This is a genomic window from Pseudarthrobacter sp. PH31-O2 (genome assembly GCF_030063265.1).
GTDB lineage: Bacteria > Actinomycetota > Actinomycetes > Actinomycetales > Micrococcaceae > Arthrobacter.
In genome coordinates this window covers 198686-215948 of record NZ_JASIST010000003.1, presented here as the reverse complement: position 1 = coordinate 215948, position 17263 = coordinate 198686, and the positions used below count along the sequence as shown (strand labels likewise).

Sequence of the window (17263 nt, the reverse complement as noted above, 5' to 3'; positions counted from 1 at the left end):
ATCGACAGTGCCGGGAAACTCCGCTGAACGCGGCGGGCCCGCCGCGGCACCTCCCCCCCGGATGACAGGATGGTTCCTATGGAACAATCATTTGCCGGCACGGCGCAGGCGCGCATCGGAATCATCGGAGGATCCGGCACGTACGGGCTCCCTGGCGCAGTCGTCAAGGACACCGTCGACGTCGAGACTCCGTTCGGACCGCCGTCGGGCCCCATCACGCTGGCCGAGGTGGCCGGCCGGACCGTGGCATTCCTGCCCCGCCACGGCGGCGGCCACTCTCTCCCGCCCCAGAAGATCAACTACCGGGCCAACCTCTGGGCTTTAAAAAGCCTTGGCGTCAAGGCTGTTATATCGTCCTCGGCGGTGGGCGGCCTGCACGAAGGCTACGGGCCGGAGACGTTTGTGGTCACGGACCAACTGATCGACCGGACCTGGGGGCGCGCCGATAGCTATTACGACGGCACAGTTGCCGACGGCGTCGAGCCGGCCGGCGTGCAGCACCTGCCGGCCTCGGAGCCCTTCTGCCCGGCACTGCGTGCACACCTCGCTACCGCGTTGCTGGCCCAGGATGTCTCCCATGTTTTGCGGGGGACCGTGGTGGTTGTCAACGGGCCGCGCTTTTCCACGAAAGCCGAATCCGCCTGGTACGTCAGCGGGGGCGCTGACATCATCAGCATGACCCAGTACCCCGAACCCGTCCTCGCCGCCGAACTGAACATGGGCTTCGCGAATCTGGCATTCATTACGGACTCGGATACCGGCCACGACGGTTCGGACCCGGTCACCGCCGACGCCGTGTTTGCTCGGCTGAAGAACGCCCAGGGTACTGTCCTGGCTGTGCTGGAGGCGACGATTGCCGCCGTCGATGATGACTACGCACCCCGTCCACTGATGGATCCGACGGCGGTGGACCGTGTGCTGGCGTTACCGGTTGTGCGCCGGGCGGTGTCCGCCTCATGAGGCTCCTTGTCACCGGCGGCGCCGGATTCATCGGTTCCCATATCGTCGACGCCGCCCTCGCCAACGGCTGGTCCGTGAGGGTCCTGGATTCACTGGACCCGGGCCTCCATCACGGACCGCCGGCGTTTGATCCCCGGGTGGAGTTGCTGACCGGAGACGTCACAGACCCCGACGCCGTTCACGGTGCGCTGGACGGCATCGACACGGTCTGCCACCAAAGTGCGAAAGTGGGCCTCGGGGTCAGCTTCGCTGACGCGCCCGACTATATCCGCAACAACGACTACGCGACGGCGATCCTGCTGGCCGCGATGGAACGCCGCGGTATCCAGCGGCTGGTCCTGGCCTCCTCCATGGTGGTCTACGGCGAGGGTGCCTACACCGACTCCGTGACCGGTGCCCCGGTGCGGCCCGGGCCCCGCGCCGAAGCGGACCTGCGCGCCGGCGTCTACGATCCCCGCAACCCGGCGACCGGCGCCCTGCTGGACCCGGCGATGGTCACGGAGGACGCGCCCCTTGACCCGCGCAACGTCTATGCCGCGTCCAAAGTGAGCCAGGAGCATCTTGCCGCTGCGTGGGCGCGAAGCACAGGCGGCGAAGCGGTGGCGCTGCGCTACCACAATGTCTACGGACCGCGGATGCCGCGGGATACGCCCTACGCCGGCGTCGCGTCACTGTTCCGTTCGGCCTTGGCCCGGGGTGAAGCGCCCCGGGTCTTCGAAGACGGTGCGCAACGGCGCAGCTTCATTCACGTCCGGGATGTGGCCGCCGCGAATATCGCCGCCATCGAGTCCCTGGGCGCCGGCGGTGGCGCTGGATTCCGGGTCTACAACGTCGGAGCCGATGAGGTCCACACGATCGGCGACGTTGCAACCGCCCTGTCCCGGTTCAGCTCCGGCCCCGTGCCTGTGGTCACCGGCGAGTACCGGCTGGGCGACGTCCGCCACGTCACGGCGTCCTCTGAGCTGCTCAAGACGGAGCTTGGCTGGTCCCCGGCCGTGGGCTTTGACGAAGGCATGCTCGAATTTGCCAACGCACCCCTTCGCGGCGGCCCGGCCGCCTGAAAGGGGCGCGAACGGCTCCGGGATGTCGATCCCGCTGGCCGGCCCGCGGGAACACACACAAACTTGCTCAGGCAACAGCGAAGCCACGGCCCCCAAGAGCCGTGGCTTCACTGTTTCGCTTGCCCGCCAATTCGACCGGCAGGATTTAGGGGTGGGTGTTACTTGGTGTTGACGGTGATTTTGGCGATGCCGACGAGCATGTCGGCTTTCACGGCGTCGGTCTTGAAGGTTTTGTTCAGCAGACCGGCGGCTGTGTCGGAGATCAGCACCCGGGTGCCTTCCAGGACGGCGGTGTCGCCGGCCTTGGCGAGGGGCTTGAGGGTGGAGCCGTCGAGGTTGAAGATGTAGGCCTGCTTCGCGGCGGTGGTGCCGTTGACCGCGACGTCGCCGTAGAGCTTGGAGGTGCCCGGGTCGATGGTGAAGTTGGTCAGGTCAACCTTGGTGTCTCCGGCGGTCAGGGAGAACCCGGAACCGGCGTGGCTGATCAGGCCCTGGACGAACGGGCGGTAGTCCTTGGCCGGGTCGTAGTAATCGACCTTGCCGCCGGTGATCGGGAAGATCAGCGAACCATCGGTCAGTGCCGCGGTCCCGACGGTGCCCGGGGTCAGCTTCAGGGTCTCAAGGGCCTTGGCGAAGGAGGCATCGAGCTTCACGGCGGTGGAGGTCCCGGTCAGGGCCGGGATGGAGGCCAGCGCCTTGGGCGCCTCGGCGGACATCGAGGCCGAGGAGGACGCCGGAGCGGCGGAGGTGTTACTGGCCGGGCTGCAGGCAGCCAGGGAGAACATCAGCGAACCGGCCGCGGCGATACCGGCGAAAGTCTTGATCGATGTGCGCATGGGAATGCTCCTTGAAAGTAGTTCAGTGGATGTATCCGTTCCCGCGGCCACACCGTAAGCGGTGCGGTCCTGACAATGAATCCAGCGGGTCCGGCTTGGTCTGTCAGGAGTACTTCGGGAACACCCCCCACCCCGGATGGGTCACCCGGGAACCGTCACCAACCCGTTACCTCCGCTGGTGGACCGTCGCGGCCCATCCACTTCGGAATAGCCCGCGGACGGTGTGGGTTGACGCTCACTGAACACCCCGCCGGACGTCATCGTGGTCCGGCATCCTCAAACCGGAAGGATCCCCAGATGGATCTCAGCAACCGCCGAGGCATCATCACCGGCGCAGGTCAGGGCATCGGCCAGGCCCTGGCCCTCGAGTTCGCCGCCCGCGGTGCGCACTTGTTGCTCGTGGGCCGTAGGGAAGAAACGCTGAAGGAAACCGCTGCTCTGGTTCAAGCCGCCGGCGGCAGTGCCGAAATCCTTGTGCAGGACCTGAGCATGCCGGGCGCCGTGGACCGGGTGGTCGAGGCAGTCGTGGCGTGGGATGCCGTGGACTTGCTGATCAACAACGCCGGTAACGTCCGGGCGGGCCGCCTGGAGCTCTCCAGCGAGGTGGATGTGCGCTCGATGATCGACCTGAATCTCACCGCGCCGCTGCTGCTGACCCGGGCCCTCCTGCCGCAACTGCGGGCCAGCGGCACAGCGAGGGACAGTATTGTGCTCAATATTTCCAGTGGCATCGCGCTGGTGGGTATGCCGTTCTACGCTGTTTACGCTGCCACAAAGGCCGGGCTGGCACGCTTCGGGGAATCGTTGCGGCGTGAACTGCACGGCACCGGCGTGCACGTGGCCACGGTGTATCCGGGGGCGACGGACACCGCGATGATGTCCACCCAGAACGCCGGTGCTGATCAGGGCTGGGAGCGCCGGACAGTCGAGGCAGTCATCACGGACCTCATGGCCGGGCTTCTTGCCGGTGACCACGAAATCAACACGGCGCCCGAAAGCCGCCGCAGCATGCAGCGGCTCAATGTCGAGGACCCGATGGCAGTCGATGCGGCGTTGGCGCCCGGACTTGATGCCTTGGAAGCTTCAGTCCGGGACCATCGCAGCATCTAAGCGGCCAACCCGCGGACACCAAAGGTGCCGACGTGGGTGTTACCGTTCGCGCCGGGCACCGGCCGACGCGCTGACCGGAAAGATGTGCGGCGCGGCGAAGCCCGCGTCGGAGAACTGACGGGCAATTCCCTCGGCGACCCTGGCGGCGTCGCTGTTTCGCACCAGTGCGATCGCGGCGCCGCCAAAGCCCCCGCCGGTCATGCGGGCGCCGATACTGCCCAGTTCCTGGGCGCTGGAGACGGCGAGGTCAAGTTCCGGCGTGGAGATTTCGAAGTCGTCGCGCATCGAGACATGTGATTCGTTGAGGAATGATCCGATGGCGGCAGGGCCCGATGTCCGCAGCGCGGCGACGGTGTCCAATACCCGCTGGTTCTCCGTGATGATGTGGCGGACCCGGCGGAAGGTCTGCCCGTCCAGCAGGGCCTCGGCGCGGGGAAGGTCGCCGGGGCCAAGGGCCCGCAGGCTGGCGACGCCCATGGTGCGGGCGCCGTCCTCGCAGGACCGGCGTCGGCTGGCATAGCCGCCGTCCGCGTGCGAGTGGCTGGTGCGGGTGTCGATCACGAGGATCCCCACCCCGGCGGCGGTTAAGCCGAGGGCAATACTCTCGGTCGTGAGGTGCTGGCAGTCAAGCAGGATGCCATGATCCGGCTCGCCCAGAAGTGAAGCCGACTGGTCCATGATGCCGGTGGGCGCGCCGACCACACGGTTCTCGGCCAGTTGGCCGATCCTGGCCAGTTCCTGCCTGTCCAGCCCAAGTCCCCACAGCTCATTCAGGGCGAGGGCCACGGCGCATTCGACGGCAGCGGAAGAAGAGAGGCCGGCGCCGGCCGGGACGTCCGAGATCAGTGCCAGATCCATGCCGGTCAGCCCGGCGCGGGCAATGGTGGCACCGGCGTCGCCGGCACCTCCCGGCGGCTGGCTCATCGCCCAGGCAACGCCCAGCGGGTAGGCGGCCCAGCCGGTGAGCGCAGCCGGGTCGAGGTGGTCCAGGCTCACCTCCACCACGCCGGGATAGGAGCTGCTGGCCACCCGCAGCAGGCGGTCTTCCCGCGCGCGGGCCGCCACAGTGGTGCGCTTATCGATTGCGATCGGAAACGCGTAGCCGTCGTTATAGTCCGTGTGCTCACCGATCAGGTTGACCCGGCCCGGCGCCGACCACAGCCCGTCCGGCGCGCCGCCGAACTGGCTTTCGAAGTACTTGCTTCCACGGTGCAGGACGTCGTTCATGGCCGGAGGTGCTCCTGTCCTGCCGTGCGCTGACCTGCGACGGGCGGTTCCGTGGCCGCCCCGGCTGGCCCGCCGCCGGCTTTTTCGATGGCCTTGCGGAGCCGTGCTGCGGCGGTTTCCGGCGGGATGTCCGCTATAAACGCACCCATCGCCGCCTCGGAACCTGCCAAGAACTTGAGCTTGTCTTTTTCCCGGCGGGGGGAGGTCAGCTGCAGCATCAGGCGGATGTCGTCCCGGTGGACGTGGACGGGGGCCTGATGCCACGCCGAAATGTAGGGAGTGGGGGTGTCGTAGAGGGCGTCGATGCCGCGCAGGAGCCGGCGGTAAAGCCGGGAGAACTCATCGCGTTCCTCGCCCGTTGTGGCGGCGAGATCCGGGACGTGCCGGTGCGGGAGGACGTGTACTTCCAGTGGCCAGCGCGCGGCAAACGGCACAAACGCCGTCCAATGCTCACCCTGGAGCAGCACCCGCTCGGAGTTCTGCTCAAAGTCAAGGATGTCCTCGAACAGCGAGCCGCCATAATTTTCGATGGTGCGGACCAATTGGGCAGTGCGGGGAGTGATAAAGGGGTAGGCATAGATTTGTCCGTGCGGGTGGTGCAGCGTCACACCGATCGCCTCGCCCCGATTCTCGAAAGGGAAGACCTGCTCGACGCCGGGCAGCGCCGACAGCGCGGCCGTCCGGTCTGCCCAGGCCTCCACAACCGTGCGCATCCGGGACAACGACATCCCGGCGAGGGAACCGGTGTGTTCGGGGGAAAAGCACACCACTTCGCACCGGCCCACTGATTGCCGGCTGCGCCCCAGCCCGACCCGGGCCAGATCGTCCAGGGTGTCGGGCGCTTCGGGGCCGGACAGCCCGGGCCCGAAGGACGGGGATTTGTTTTCAAAGACGGCGACGTCATAGCGGCTCGGAATTTCCGAAGGATTGTCCGGCGACGCGGGTGCCAGCGGGTCCAGATGCGAGGGTGGCAGGACCACCCGGTTCTGCCGGGCAGCCGCGATCGAAATCCATTCTCCGGTCAGGGCGTCCTGGCGCATCGTGGCCGTGGGCGGCCGGACGGCCGGCTCGCGGAGATCGTCCCCGCGTTCAGGCGGCAGGACGGTATCGGCATCATCGAAGTAGATGATGTCCCGGCCGTCCGAGAGCTTGTAGGAGCGCTTTGCAATCTGGCCCATGTCAGGAGCTCCTCACGGCGTGGCCGCCGGCTGGGGTTGGCCCGGCAGCGGTGACCCGGCGGGCGGTCAGGAGCAGCCCGTGCTCCGGGTTGAGGACAGGCATCGGAAGTCCGGAACCGGCCAGGAAACGGCCCGTCGCCGAGACGCCTCCGGCTAGCCACGCCGGCGGCACGGCCTGCAGGAACGCCCGCATGTCGTCCGGCGCCGGGTAGACCGCTTCCACCCGATACACGGCATCCGGCAGCAACCCCGGGATGGCAATCCGGCCGGGGACTTCAGCGAACGAGGTCGCCACGGACACCAGTGCGAAGAGGGCCTCGCCGCCGTCGTGCGAAACGACGCCATGCAGCCGGAGGGCCGGATCTGGCTCGTCGGCCCGCACCATACGTCCGGTGTGCAGCAGCGAGCGGTATTCCTTGAACAGGGCGATTGCTGCCGCAAGTTCGGTGCGCTCGGAATCATCGAGGTGCCGGACGTCCCATTCGAGGCCGAAATGGCCGAACATGGCCGTGATGGCCCGGAAGGAAAGGTCGTGGGTTCGTGCGGTGGTGTGGCTCCGGGTCGGTCCGATGTGGGATCCGACGAGTTCCGGCGGGACCACTATCCCGGTCCAGCGCTGGATGGTTTGCCGTTCCAGGGCATCGTTGCAGTCCGAGCCCCAGATCCGGTCCGTGCGTTCCAGGATGCCAAGGTCCACACGGGCACCTCCGGAGGAGCAGCTTTCGATCTCGACGCCGGGATGGGCCTTGCGGAGCTCGTCGAGGAGCCGGTAAACGGCCCCTGTCTGGGCGTGCACTGACGGCTGGCCGTCGTGGCCCATTTCGCCGAGGTCCCGGTTCTGGTCCCACTTGAGGTAGGTGATGTTGTTTTCGCGCAGCAAGGCATCGAGCCGGTCGAAAATGTACTGCCAGGCCGCCGGATTGACCAGGTCCAGGACCTGCTGGTGCCGCCACCGCTCCGGCAGCCGGCCAGCCGGTCCGCCGTCGCTGGACGGCCGCGGGGCCGGGCCGGCGATCCAGCCCGGGTGGGTCCGGGCCAGGTCCGAGTCTTCATTGACCATCTCTGGTTCGACCCAGAGCCCGAACTCCATCCCGTGGCCGGTGACCGCGTCAATCAGCGGGGACAAGCCTTCGGGCCACAGGTCCTCGTCAACGTACCAGTCGCCGAGACCCGCACCGTCATGGCGCCGGCCCCGGAACCAGCCGTCGTCCAGGACGTAGCGTTCCACCCCGAGCCGGGCGGCGGATTCGGCGAGTTCAAGCAGTACCGGCATCCGGTGGTCGAAATACACCGCTTCCCAGACGTTGAGGACCACCGGGCGGGCCTTGCCGGACTGTGCGCCGGGGTGGTGCGGGCGCTGGCGGAACCAGGCATAGAACGCGTCGCTGATACCGTCCAGCCCCTCCGCGGAGTACGCCGCGAACAACCAGGGCGTCTCGTAGCCGGTGTTTGCGGGGAGGGTGATCTCGCCGGAGCCAAGGAGCTCCGAGGCCCCGATCACCGTGCGGCCGTCGGGGGCGGCGTCGACGAAGCTCTCGTGGTTGCCGCTCCAGCCCAGATGGACGGCCCACACCTGCCCGTGGCGGTTGCCGAATCCGGGGGTGCCGGCGGCCAGCAGGAGCGAGGCGTCATGGCCGGTCCGGCCGTGCCGCCCGGAGCGGACCCAGGTTCCCTGGCCCAGCGGCATCCGCTGGGGGTGCGACTCCCGGCACCACCGCCCGGTCAGGTCCAGGATCTCGGTGGCGGCGCGGCCCACCGGAAGCACCGCCGCGAGTTCCTCGACGCTGTAGGGATCGGTCCCGTTGTTATCGAGCCGGTGCCGGAGCTGGAGCAGGCCGCCGTCGTTGATCCTGACCTCCGTGCGGACGGTGACACCCGCGGTTGGGTCGGATTGGGTGATGATGGCCGAGCAGTCCGTCCCGCTGGATCGTTCCACGGCGCTAACGCGCAGGCGGGCCGAGAACGCCAGTCCGTTGCGGTGACCGCGGAGGCCCGGACGCCCCCGCCAGCCGGAGGATGCCTGCGGGATCAGCCCGAGCGTGACGGGGATGTCGAGGGCCGAGTGCGGCACGGGGTCGCCCAACAGGGACAGGTCCGGAAGAGCCGGGCCAAGGTCTGCGCCGAAGTGCAGCAGGGCGGGTTCACCGGTGCGGAAATCGATCAGCAGTGACGTTCCTGAGCGGCGCAGGTAGAGCGGCCCAGGGAGGGGGAAAGGGGTCTCGGGTGCACGAGTGAGGTCCGGGTTGTTCACGGTAGCTCCAGGCATAGGGGGTTGGGGTGGGCGGGCCGTACCGGTCAGCCCGGCGTGGCAAGGAGGCGTGCGGCGGGGACGGGCCGGGCGCCGCCGGCAGGAGCAAGCCGGAGCCGCCCCACGCGTTCGCCAAGAATGCGCCGGGCTTCACCGCCCAGGAGGTCGTCGCTGATGAGTTCGTCGGCATCCTCGAGGCTCGCAATCGTGCTGATACCCAGGGTGCCCCACTTCGTGTGGTCGGCGAGCACCACCACCCGGCGGGCCGCACTGACGAAAGCCCTGTCCGTCTCTGCCTCCAGGACGTTTGGTGTGGTGAACCCGGCATCGGCGTCGACCCCGTGGACGCCGAGGAACAGCACATCCAGGTGCAGCTGCCTGAGTGAGGAGGTGGCCAGCGGCCCGACGAGCGCATCCGAAGGGGTCCGCTCGCCGCCGGTCAGGATCACAGTGGACGCAGAGGAATTCTGGTGGAAAACGTCGGCGATCCGCACCGAGTTGGTGACCACCGTGATCCGGGGACCGGGGGACAACAGCTGGGCCAGCGCCCAGGTAGTGGTTCCGGCGCTGAGCCCCACGGCCATGCCTTCGCGAACCTGGGCGGCCGCCTCCTGGGCGATTGCCATTTTTTCGTCCTTGAGCTGCGTCACTTTCAGCTCAAAGCCCGGCTCGTGGGTGCTGGCCCCGCCGGGCAGCTTGGCCCCGCCATGGATCTTTTCCAGTACGCCGGCCGTGTCGAGCGCCTCGATGTCGCGCCGCACGGTCATCAGCGAGACGCCGAGCATCCTGGCGAGGTCCGTGACACGGACAATCCGCTCACGCTGGACCTCCGCGAGAATGGCGGAATGACGGGCTGCGGCTAGCATGCGGAGTCCTTACAGGCTTGAGTGGGTTGACTTGGCGGCAGAGGGGCTGCCCTGCCGGGCGGTGGAACGGACGACGGCGACGGCCCCGGCTTCCAGCCCGAGCCCGCCGTCGAGCTCGGTGCCGGTAAGCAGGTCAACGCCTGCCAGCGGCAGCCGGACGTCCTGTGTTCCGTGGTTGATGCAGAACGTCCAGTCTGTTCCGTCTTTGCTTCGCCGGGTCACTTCGACACCGGCCGGCAGATCCGGGACAAGCGGCTGCACGGCCGCATCGGCACAGATGAGACCAAGCAGTTCGCCCAGGCCCGCCGGCGCGAGTGTTGTGGCGACGTAGTAGGCACGGCCGCTTCCGGCGTGGTTGCGGGTCACGGCGGGGGAACCGGCGGCCGGCCCCTCGTCGATGGCCGCCAGGACCTCGGCGGTGGTGGTACGCCCCAGCTCATTCCAGCAGGAGCCCGCACCGAAGCCGCTGAGCCGGACGCTTTCGCCGGCGCAAAGCGGAAAGAACTCTTCCATCCGTACCCCCAGCAGGGCACTGAACGCCCCCGGGTAACTGCCAAGCCTGATGTGGTCATTTTCGTCCACGATACCGGAGAAATACGTCACCACCAGATGGCCGCCAGCGCGGACGTAGGCTTCCAGGTTTGCCGCCCCGGCGTCGGTGACGAGGTACTGCATCGGCGCGACCACCAGGCGATAACCGGCCAGGTCCTCGGTGCTCTGCCGAAAGTCCGTGGGAACGCCGGCCCGGTATAAGGCGTCGTGCCAGCGCCTGGTTTCCGCGATGTTCGAGGCGTCCACACTCGGGTGCGAGTCCAGTTCCGAGGCCCAGCGGGCGTCGGTGTCGTGCAGGATAGCCACATCCACCTGGCCGGAGGCGCCGGTGACAACCGAACCGCTGAGCTCGGCCAGGCTGCGCAGCGCCTGTCCCAGCTGGACGACTTCGCGCCAGACTTTGGTGTCCGTGCCGGCGTGCGGCAGCATTCCGGAGTGGAATTTCTCGGCGCCCGCGCGCGAGGCCCGCCACTGGAAAAAGAGCGCACCATCAGCGCCGCGGGCCACGTGCTGCATGGCATTGCGGAGCATCTGGCCCGGCGCCTTGGCGATGTTGCGGGGCTGCCAGTTGACCGCCGAGGTGGAATGCTCCATCAGGAGCCACGGCTTGCCCTTGGCCCAGCCGCGGGTGAGGTCAGCCGTTGCCGCCAGCTCCTGGAAATTCCGCGGATCTTCGGCAATGAGGTAGTGGTCGTTGGAGACCACATCCATTTCCTCGGACCAGCGCCAGTAGTCCACGGGCTGGTGCAGGCCCATGTTGAAGCCCATGAAGTTGGTGGTGACTGGATGCCCCGAGTGCGAGCGGATGATGGCCGCCTCGGCCGTGTAGCATTCGAGCAGCTCATCGGAGGAGTACCGGGCGAAGTCCAGTTGCTGGGTCGGGTTGACCCAGGTCCCGGACGTCCGGGGCGGCAGGATCTGCGCCCAGGCCGAGTAGCGCTGGGACCAGAATGAGGTTCCCCACGCGGCATTGAGGGCATCGATGCTGCCGTACCGAAGTTCGAGCCAGCGCCGGAAACCGGCAGCGGCACCGTCGGAGAAGTCAGGCTGGTTGTGGCAGCCGTACTCATTGTGGACGTGCCACATCACCACGGCCGGATGGTCCTTGTAGCGGAGCACGATCTGCTCGGTCAGTGCCGCGGCGGCGCGGCGGTAGTCCGGGCTTGAGGCGGCAAAAGCCTGCCGGGAACCGTAGCTGTGCCGCACGCCGTCGGCCGTCACCGGCAGTGATTGGGGATACTTGTGGCTGAACCAGGGCGGTGGGGAGGCCGTGGCGTTCGCCAGGTCAACCCGGATGCCGTTGGCATGCAGCAGGTCCAGGACCCGGTCCAGCCAGCCGAATTCGTAGCTGCCCTCGGCTGGTTCGAGCAGGGACCAGCTGAAGATGCCCACGCTGACCAGGTTGACGCCGGCCTCGCGCATCAGCCGGACGTCTTCGTCCCAGGTTTCCTCGGGCCACTGCTCGGGGTTGTAATCTCCGCCAAAGGCCAGCATCGGCGACCCTTCGGAGCCGAGACGGGCGGTGATGTAGTCCATGGCGGCGTTGTGGTTGCTGCTCACATTCATCCTTTGCTGGAGCCGAGGGTCAGTCCGGCGACGAAGTGCCGCTGAAGCATGAGGTAGATGATCAGGGCCGGGATCGCCGTAATCATGGCGCCCGCGGCAATGAGGTTGTAGTTGGACAGGAACTGGCCCTGGAGGTTGTTCACGGCCGTGGTCAGCGGAAGCCGGTCCCCGCTTTGAATAAAAAGAAGAGGCCAGAAGAAGTCGTTGTAAATAAAGATCACTTCCAAGGTGCCCATGGCCGCCAGCGCCGGGCGGCACAGCGGCAGGATGATCTCCCAGTACTGGCGCCAGATGCCCGCACCGTCCACGAGGGCGGCCTCCGTTAACTCGGAGGACAGCGCCTTCATGTAGTTGGAGAGCACAAAGGTGACGAAGCCGATTTGGAAAGCGGTATCAACGGCAATGACGCTGATGTAGGTATTGAGCAGGTTGCCCGAATCGCTGATGCTGTACGGCAGTTCGAAGTGCTTGAACATTTCGAACAGGGGAGCGGCCAGCACCTGGGGCGGCAGCAGGTTCCCGGCCGTGAACATGATCAGCAGGGTGATGTTGAACTTCCAGTTCACCCGGCTGACGGCGAAAGCCATCATGGAGGCGAAGAAGAGGATCAGCAGGACCGAGGGGACCGTGATCAGGACGGAGTTCCATGCGTACTGGGCGAAACCGGCCTGCGTCCATGCCTGCACGAAGTTGTCGAAACTGAAGGAGCCACCGAGGCTGAAGTAGCCGTATTTGTCGGTGTCTGCCTTCGGCCGCAGTGCCGTGAAGAGGGTCCACACCAGCGGAATCAGCCACATAATGGCCATAACGCTCAGGAAAATGTGGGTTCCGTAGTGCCGCTTCGCGGATGTTCGTTTTCCGGCGGCGCGCCCTGCCGCGCGGTTCGCGGCCGTGGGCTGGAGTTTCCTGCCGCCCACGTGGGGACGGGAGGGATTGGAGATGCTCATGCCTCTTTGTCCTTTCCGAATGCGCGGGAGAGGTAGAAGGTGATGGGAACCAGCGAGATAACCAGCAAGATGACTGCCAGGGCTGAGCCGACGCCGATCACTTGGCCTTCGCCGACGAGGTTCTGGACCACGAGGGCGCTGATCAGCTCCAGGCCGTTGGTGCCGCGGTTAATGACGTAGACGATGTCGAAGGCCCGCAGGGACTCGATGACTGTAATGACGATGATGATGACGTTGACCGGGCGCATGGCCGGGAAGATCACCCGGAAAAAGGTCTGCACGGCGTTGGCGCCGTCGATCTGGGCGGCCTCACGCAGGGTTGGGTCAACGCCCTTGAGCCCCGCCAAGTACAGGATCATCACGTAACCGGCGTGCCGCCAGGTGGCGGCCACCAGGGCAGCCCAGATGTTGACGCTCGAATCGCCGAACCAGTCGACTGCCTGCGGCGTTCCTGCGGTTCCGAGCAGGAAGTTCAACAGGCCGGTATCCCGGTTGTAGAACAACTGCCAGATGACGCCGATCAGTGCCAGTGAGAGCATCACGGGAGTGAAGAAGATGCTCTGGTAGATCTTGGTGCCGCGGATGTTCTGGTCCAGCAGGATCGCGAGCAGCAGCCCCAGTGGTGTGGCGATCAGCGCCAGAAAGATCAGCCACAGCACATTGTGCTGCACCGCGGGCCAGAACGGCGGGTAGTTCTGGGCGATGAATTCATAGTTGTCCACCCCGGCGGGTTTGATGTCCTCCAGGGTCAGGCCGTTCCATCGGGTGAAGGACAACGCGGCGGAGAGCAGCGTTGGAATCCAGACAAGGACCAGCTGAATCAAAGTCGGCAGGCCCACCATAAAGGCCAGGACCCACTTGTCGCTGCGGGACAGCCGGCGGACCCGCCGCACCGGGGCAGCGCCGGAGCGCCGCGCCGGGGCGGGGTTTGTGTTGGTTGATGTACTCACTAAGACGATTCCTCGATCTGGCTCGTTGGGGGAGTCTTCGTTCGGCGGCTACTGGGCGGCGTACAGTGCTTTGGCCTGGGCTTCCAGGTTCTTGACGTCGACGGCGCCGTCCTTGATAAAGGACTGCAGGGCCGGAATCATCACGTTATTGGCCATGGCCGGGAGGGCATCGCGGTCGAAGAACTGGCTGATGCTCTTGGCGTTGGTGATCACATCGGCCATTTTTTTGTTCAGCGGCGAGAACTTGGACGTGTCAGTGCCCTTGGCGGCGGCGATGTTGGCAGTGTCGACCGAGGCGTAAACGTCTTGTCCCTCCGGGGTGCCGAGGTAGGCCATGAAGTCCCGAGCCGACTGGTTCTGGCCGCCCTTCTTGGACAGCAGGAGGCCATCGATGGGGGCTTCGACGGCGTCGCGGCCTTCCATCGCGATTTCCGGGAACTGGAAGAAGTCGATATCGTCAGCGACTGCCTTGTCCGTGTACTGCTGGGTCAGGAAGGAGCCAAGCAGGTACATGCCGGACTTCTTGTCGGCGAGGTTCTTGGCAGAGTCCTGCCAGGTCATGCCAAGGGCGTTGGGGTTCTGGTACGGCAACAGGGCCTTCCAGGTGTCAAAAACGTCGCTGACCTTCTTCTGGTCCCAGGATTCCTTGTGGGCTGTGAGGTCCATGTGGAACTGGTAGCCGTTGAGGCGCATGTTCATGTAGTCGAAGGTGCCCATGGCAGGCCAGCCGTCTTTGTCTGCAAATTCGATCGGGATCAGCCCGTCGCCTTGCATCTTTTTCGCCAGCGCTGTCAGCTGGTCGAACGTTTCGGGGACTTCGTAGCCCTTCTCGGTCCAGAGGCTCTTGCGGTAGAAGAATCCCCAGGGATAGTTGTAGTTCGGAATGAAGTACATCTTGCCGTCGCTGCCGGTGGACGCCTTTTTCATGGCGTCGGAGTAGTTGGCTCCGACCTTCTCCCAGACGTCGTCGATTGGCGCGAGCAGGCCCTTATCCGCGTAGTACTGCATCCGGTAGCCTGCGAACCAGGTAAAGGCGTCGTCGGGGCTTCCCTGCAGGTAGGTGTTGATCTTGTTCTGGAAATCGTTGTGCGGAACAACGTTGGTGTTGACGGAAACGCCGGACTTTTTTGTAAACGCATCCGTAACTGCCTTGTAGGCAGCCTTGGGCACTTCGTCGGAGGAGCCCGAGCCAAAGGAGAGCGAGGAGCTGCCGCTGCTGCCGCCGGCGGGGGCGCTGCCGCCGGTGCAGGCTGTGAGCAGGGGAATTCCGGCCATGGCGACTGCTCCGGCACCGAATGTCTTCAGCAAAGTCCGCCGGTCCCAGCCGCCGTGGCTGGAAGCCCGGCGCAGTGCGTCTTCATGCATGGTCATGATTTCTCCTTTGAAATAACGGCTGGCGTGTGAAGTAACTCACATCACTATCTATCATAAACGCACAATAAGGAACGTCGAGTGACCAAAGGGAACAATTTATGTCAGGTCGTTAGGCAAGCGAGTCGATGGCGGCCGAGGTGCGGGGTGGGTGTGCCGGGCCGCAGGTTAACCACGGATCCGGCCTGGGGAGATCCGCACGCCCCTGCTTAGTGGGACGCCGACCGGGGGACGCGCTCCGGTTCAGTCGTCGGATGGGCAGGCTCTGCAGGCGCTGGTGATCAGCCCCGCGAAAGGAGCCGCAAGCTCAATAGAGTCAACTGTGATGGTCCCGGCCGAGTCCGAGCCGAAGTCATGGGTCTGTCGGAACCGTTTGACCGGGACCTTTACCGGCTCGTCGATGGGGGCGGGCACCAAAATGCCAGGCCCGCCAGGCTAGTGTTCCCTGGCGGGGTTAATCCTGCGCTAACGCCGGCGACGTCTGCTGCCCGCGGCCGGGCCGTCAAAGCTGTGTGGTCGTCGATGCTCCGGCAAAGATCAAGCCATTTCGATTTGGGCATGCGCGTCCGGTGGTGGTCCTCCCTGCAGGGTTCTGGAAGCAGGGACCGGGGTCCACGGTCTAGGGGGTGTCCCGGAGCGCAACGTCGATCAGGATCTCCGCCGCCGCCCGGGCCTGGCGCGCGGGCTCGGCGCTGGCGGCTATTGCCGCAGTGGTGATGGCGCCTTCGGCAAGGATGGCCAGTTGCGGGGCCAGCGATGCGGGGGCGCCGAGGTCCTCCGCCAGTTCAGCCAGATAGTCCTGGAAGTGTTTCTTCTGCTTCCTGACGATGTCGGTGATATTTCCGGAGGCACCGCCTACTTCCCCGAAGGAGTTGATAAAAGCGCACCCCCGGAATCCCTCGGAAGTGAACCAGCTGGCCAGGAAGTCGTAGACAGCCAGCAGCCGCTCGCGGGGCACCTGGGTCGATTCAACCTGCGCCGTCACCCCGGACGTCCACATACGCTCCCACGCGAACAGGACTTCTTCCACAATGGCTTCCTTGGACGGAAACAAGCGGTAAAGGCGCTTGAGCGGGACGCCCGATTCGGTCCGGAGTTCGTCCATTCCCACGGCAGTAAAGCCCCGGGCATAAAAAAGCACTGCGGCGGCGGCAATGACTTTCTCTCGGGACGCGTCGTCATCCGGCCGTTCGGCGGGCTGGTTCGCCGGCGCGGCACGCTCTGCTGTGGTCACCTCAACCACCCTTTCCAACACCCCGCTTGCCTAGATAACGATCGTTCTCTATGGTAAACCCTATGAAGTGAGAACCAGCGTTCTACGTTGGTATGGAGCGATCCGGCCACGGCTGTTGTAACCGTCAGTACCGAGAGTAGGGCGCTTTGGCCGCAGGCCCGGGCGCAACCCCTCACCCCGCTCGTGGTTCTCGGGCCGAAAGCTGAAGGCGCCATGAACCGTTTAGAGCAGGACGTACCTCCCCGGACCCACCAAGCCCGGGATCTCCTGGCCGGCCTCCTGGTGCGCACGTCCCACGGCGATCACCTGGCCTTTAATGAGTTCTACCGACACACGGCCCGCCAGGTGTCCGGATTGGTCCAGCGGGTTGTCCTCGACCGTGAGCTCAGCGAGGAAGTGGTCCAGGAAATATTCCTCGTGGTCTGGCAGGACGCGGCGAAGTACCAGCCGGCGCTTGGGACCCCAACAGCCTGGCTGATGACCATTGCGCACCGGCGGGCCGTTGACAAAGTCCGGTCTAGCCAAAGCAGCCGCAACCGTGACGACCGCTGGGCTGCGAGCGTGCCCGGTGCCTACGACGGTGTACTCGAAGCGGTGACAGCAAAGATGGAAGCCCGGGTCCTCATTGCGTCGCTGGCATGCCTGTCAGCACTTCAGCGGGAATCCATCGTCCTGGCCTACTTCGGGTCGCTTACTTACCGGGAGATCTCGGAGGAGCTTTCCGTGCCCCTTGCCACCATCAAGTCCAGGATCAGGGACGGCCTCCACAGGCTCAGGACGCAGCTGGAGCCGGCATAGCGGGAATCCCGCGGGAGCCCCTGCCACGGGGGTGGCGGACGGCTCTGTTCGTCCCGAACCGCCGGCTGCCCACAGACAGGCCAGCCGGCGCTGCAGCTGCTGCAGGTAACCGACCGACCGGGGGGCGGGGGCGTCAAGCCAGATCTGCAACGCAGGTCCCGGCTCCAGCCCATTCCAGGGCGCGGTACCAAGTCCGAAGCCCGCCACTAGTCCGAATCCGAGCCATAAAGCCCCTGGACACGCTGTGGGTCCATCCGACGGGCAGGCGCCGTCAGAGTGCCGTCCGGCACTCCAGGGGCCGCCCAGCCAGGACGAAACACCCGCAGCAGCAAGCCCCTGCCGGCACCGGCGCCGGGCCA

Annotated in this window: 14 protein-coding genes; 4 read left to right on the top strand and 10 right to left on the bottom strand. The window is 65.9% G+C overall.

The annotated features are described in order from the left end of the window. Positions 1 to 78 precede the first annotated feature (78 nt). Together QMG72_RS06955 and QMG72_RS06950 are read left to right on the top strand one after the other, a co-directional pair. Complete coding sequence (locus QMG72_RS06955; RefSeq protein WP_226774303.1) at positions 79 to 960, top strand: MTAP family purine nucleoside phosphorylase; 882 nt, start codon at positions 79 to 81, stop codon at positions 958 to 960. Further along, a complete protein-coding gene (locus QMG72_RS06950; protein WP_283480112.1) occupies positions 957 to 2021 on the top strand; it encodes an NAD-dependent epimerase/dehydratase family protein in 1065 nt (354 codons plus the stop codon). Before QMG72_RS06955 ends, QMG72_RS06950 begins: the two co-directional genes overlap by 4 nt. 158 nt (positions 2022 to 2179) lie before the next feature. Here the strand turns inward: QMG72_RS06950 and QMG72_RS06945 are convergent, their stop codons facing one another. Beyond that, the gene (locus QMG72_RS06945; protein WP_282468051.1) at positions 2180 to 2857 is read right to left on the bottom strand and encodes a hypothetical protein; all 678 of its coding nucleotides are present in this window, start codon (positions 2855 to 2857) and stop codon (positions 2180 to 2182) included. 297 nt (positions 2858 to 3154) lie between these two features. Here QMG72_RS06945 and QMG72_RS06940 point away from each other — a divergent pair, with 297 nt between their 5' ends. Further along, on the top strand, positions 3155 to 3967 hold the full coding sequence (locus tag QMG72_RS06940; RefSeq protein ID WP_226774704.1) for an SDR family NAD(P)-dependent oxidoreductase: 813 nt from the start codon (positions 3155 to 3157) through the stop codon (positions 3965 to 3967). 39 nt (positions 3968 to 4006) lie between these two features. Here the strand turns inward: QMG72_RS06940 and galK are convergent, their stop codons facing one another. The 9 genes from galK to QMG72_RS06895 all read right to left on the bottom strand — a co-directional run bounded on the left by galK (position 4007) and on the right by QMG72_RS06895 (position 16106). Then, positions 4007 to 5194 (bottom strand): galactokinase, encoded by a 1188-nt coding sequence (gene galK, locus QMG72_RS06935; protein WP_283480111.1) that lies wholly within the window; start codon positions 5192 to 5194, stop codon positions 4007 to 4009. Continuing rightward, the gene (gene galT / locus QMG72_RS06930; RefSeq protein ID WP_226774702.1) at positions 5191 to 6372 is read right to left on the bottom strand and encodes a galactose-1-phosphate uridylyltransferase; all 1182 of its coding nucleotides are present in this window, start codon (positions 6370 to 6372) and stop codon (positions 5191 to 5193) included. The genes galK and galT overlap by 4 nt, the downstream gene beginning before the upstream one ends. Position 6373: 1 nt before the next feature. Beyond that, a complete protein-coding gene (locus QMG72_RS06925) occupies positions 6374 to 8623 on the bottom strand; it encodes an alpha-galactosidase (RefSeq protein WP_283480110.1) in 2250 nt (749 codons plus the stop codon). 44 nt (positions 8624 to 8667) lie between these two features. Then, positions 8668 to 9486 (bottom strand): DeoR/GlpR family DNA-binding transcription regulator, encoded by an 819-nt coding sequence (locus tag QMG72_RS06920; protein ID WP_283480109.1) that lies wholly within the window; start codon positions 9484 to 9486, stop codon positions 8668 to 8670. Between the two features lie 9 nt (positions 9487 to 9495). Beyond that, positions 9496 to 11604 carry a beta-galactosidase gene (locus QMG72_RS06915; protein WP_283480107.1) on the bottom strand — a complete coding sequence of 703 codons (2109 nt, stop codon included), beginning with the start codon at positions 11602 to 11604 and terminating at the stop codon, positions 9496 to 9498. Continuing rightward, complete coding sequence (locus QMG72_RS06910; protein ID WP_283480106.1) at positions 11601 to 12551, bottom strand: carbohydrate ABC transporter permease; 951 nt, start codon at positions 12549 to 12551, stop codon at positions 11601 to 11603. The genes QMG72_RS06915 and QMG72_RS06910 overlap by 4 nt, the downstream gene beginning before the upstream one ends. Then, positions 12548 to 13501 carry a carbohydrate ABC transporter permease gene (locus QMG72_RS06905; protein WP_396021216.1) on the bottom strand — a complete coding sequence of 318 codons (954 nt, stop codon included), beginning with the start codon at positions 13499 to 13501 and terminating at the stop codon, positions 12548 to 12550. The genes QMG72_RS06910 and QMG72_RS06905 overlap by 4 nt, the downstream gene beginning before the upstream one ends. A gap of 48 nt (positions 13502 to 13549) precedes the next feature. Further along, positions 13550 to 14872 (bottom strand): ABC transporter substrate-binding protein, encoded by a 1323-nt coding sequence (locus tag QMG72_RS06900; RefSeq protein ID WP_283480105.1) that lies wholly within the window; start codon positions 14870 to 14872, stop codon positions 13550 to 13552. 619 nt (positions 14873 to 15491) lie between these two features. Next, complete coding sequence (locus QMG72_RS06895; RefSeq protein WP_282359437.1) at positions 15492 to 16106, bottom strand: TetR/AcrR family transcriptional regulator; 615 nt, start codon at positions 16104 to 16106, stop codon at positions 15492 to 15494. Positions 16107 to 16319: 213 nt separating this feature from the next. Here QMG72_RS06895 and QMG72_RS06890 point away from each other — a divergent pair, with 213 nt between their 5' ends. Beyond that, on the top strand, positions 16320 to 16904 hold the full coding sequence (locus QMG72_RS06890; protein ID WP_282359438.1) for a sigma-70 family RNA polymerase sigma factor: 585 nt from the start codon (positions 16320 to 16322) through the stop codon (positions 16902 to 16904). The last annotated feature ends 359 nt before the right edge of the window (positions 16905 to 17263 follow it).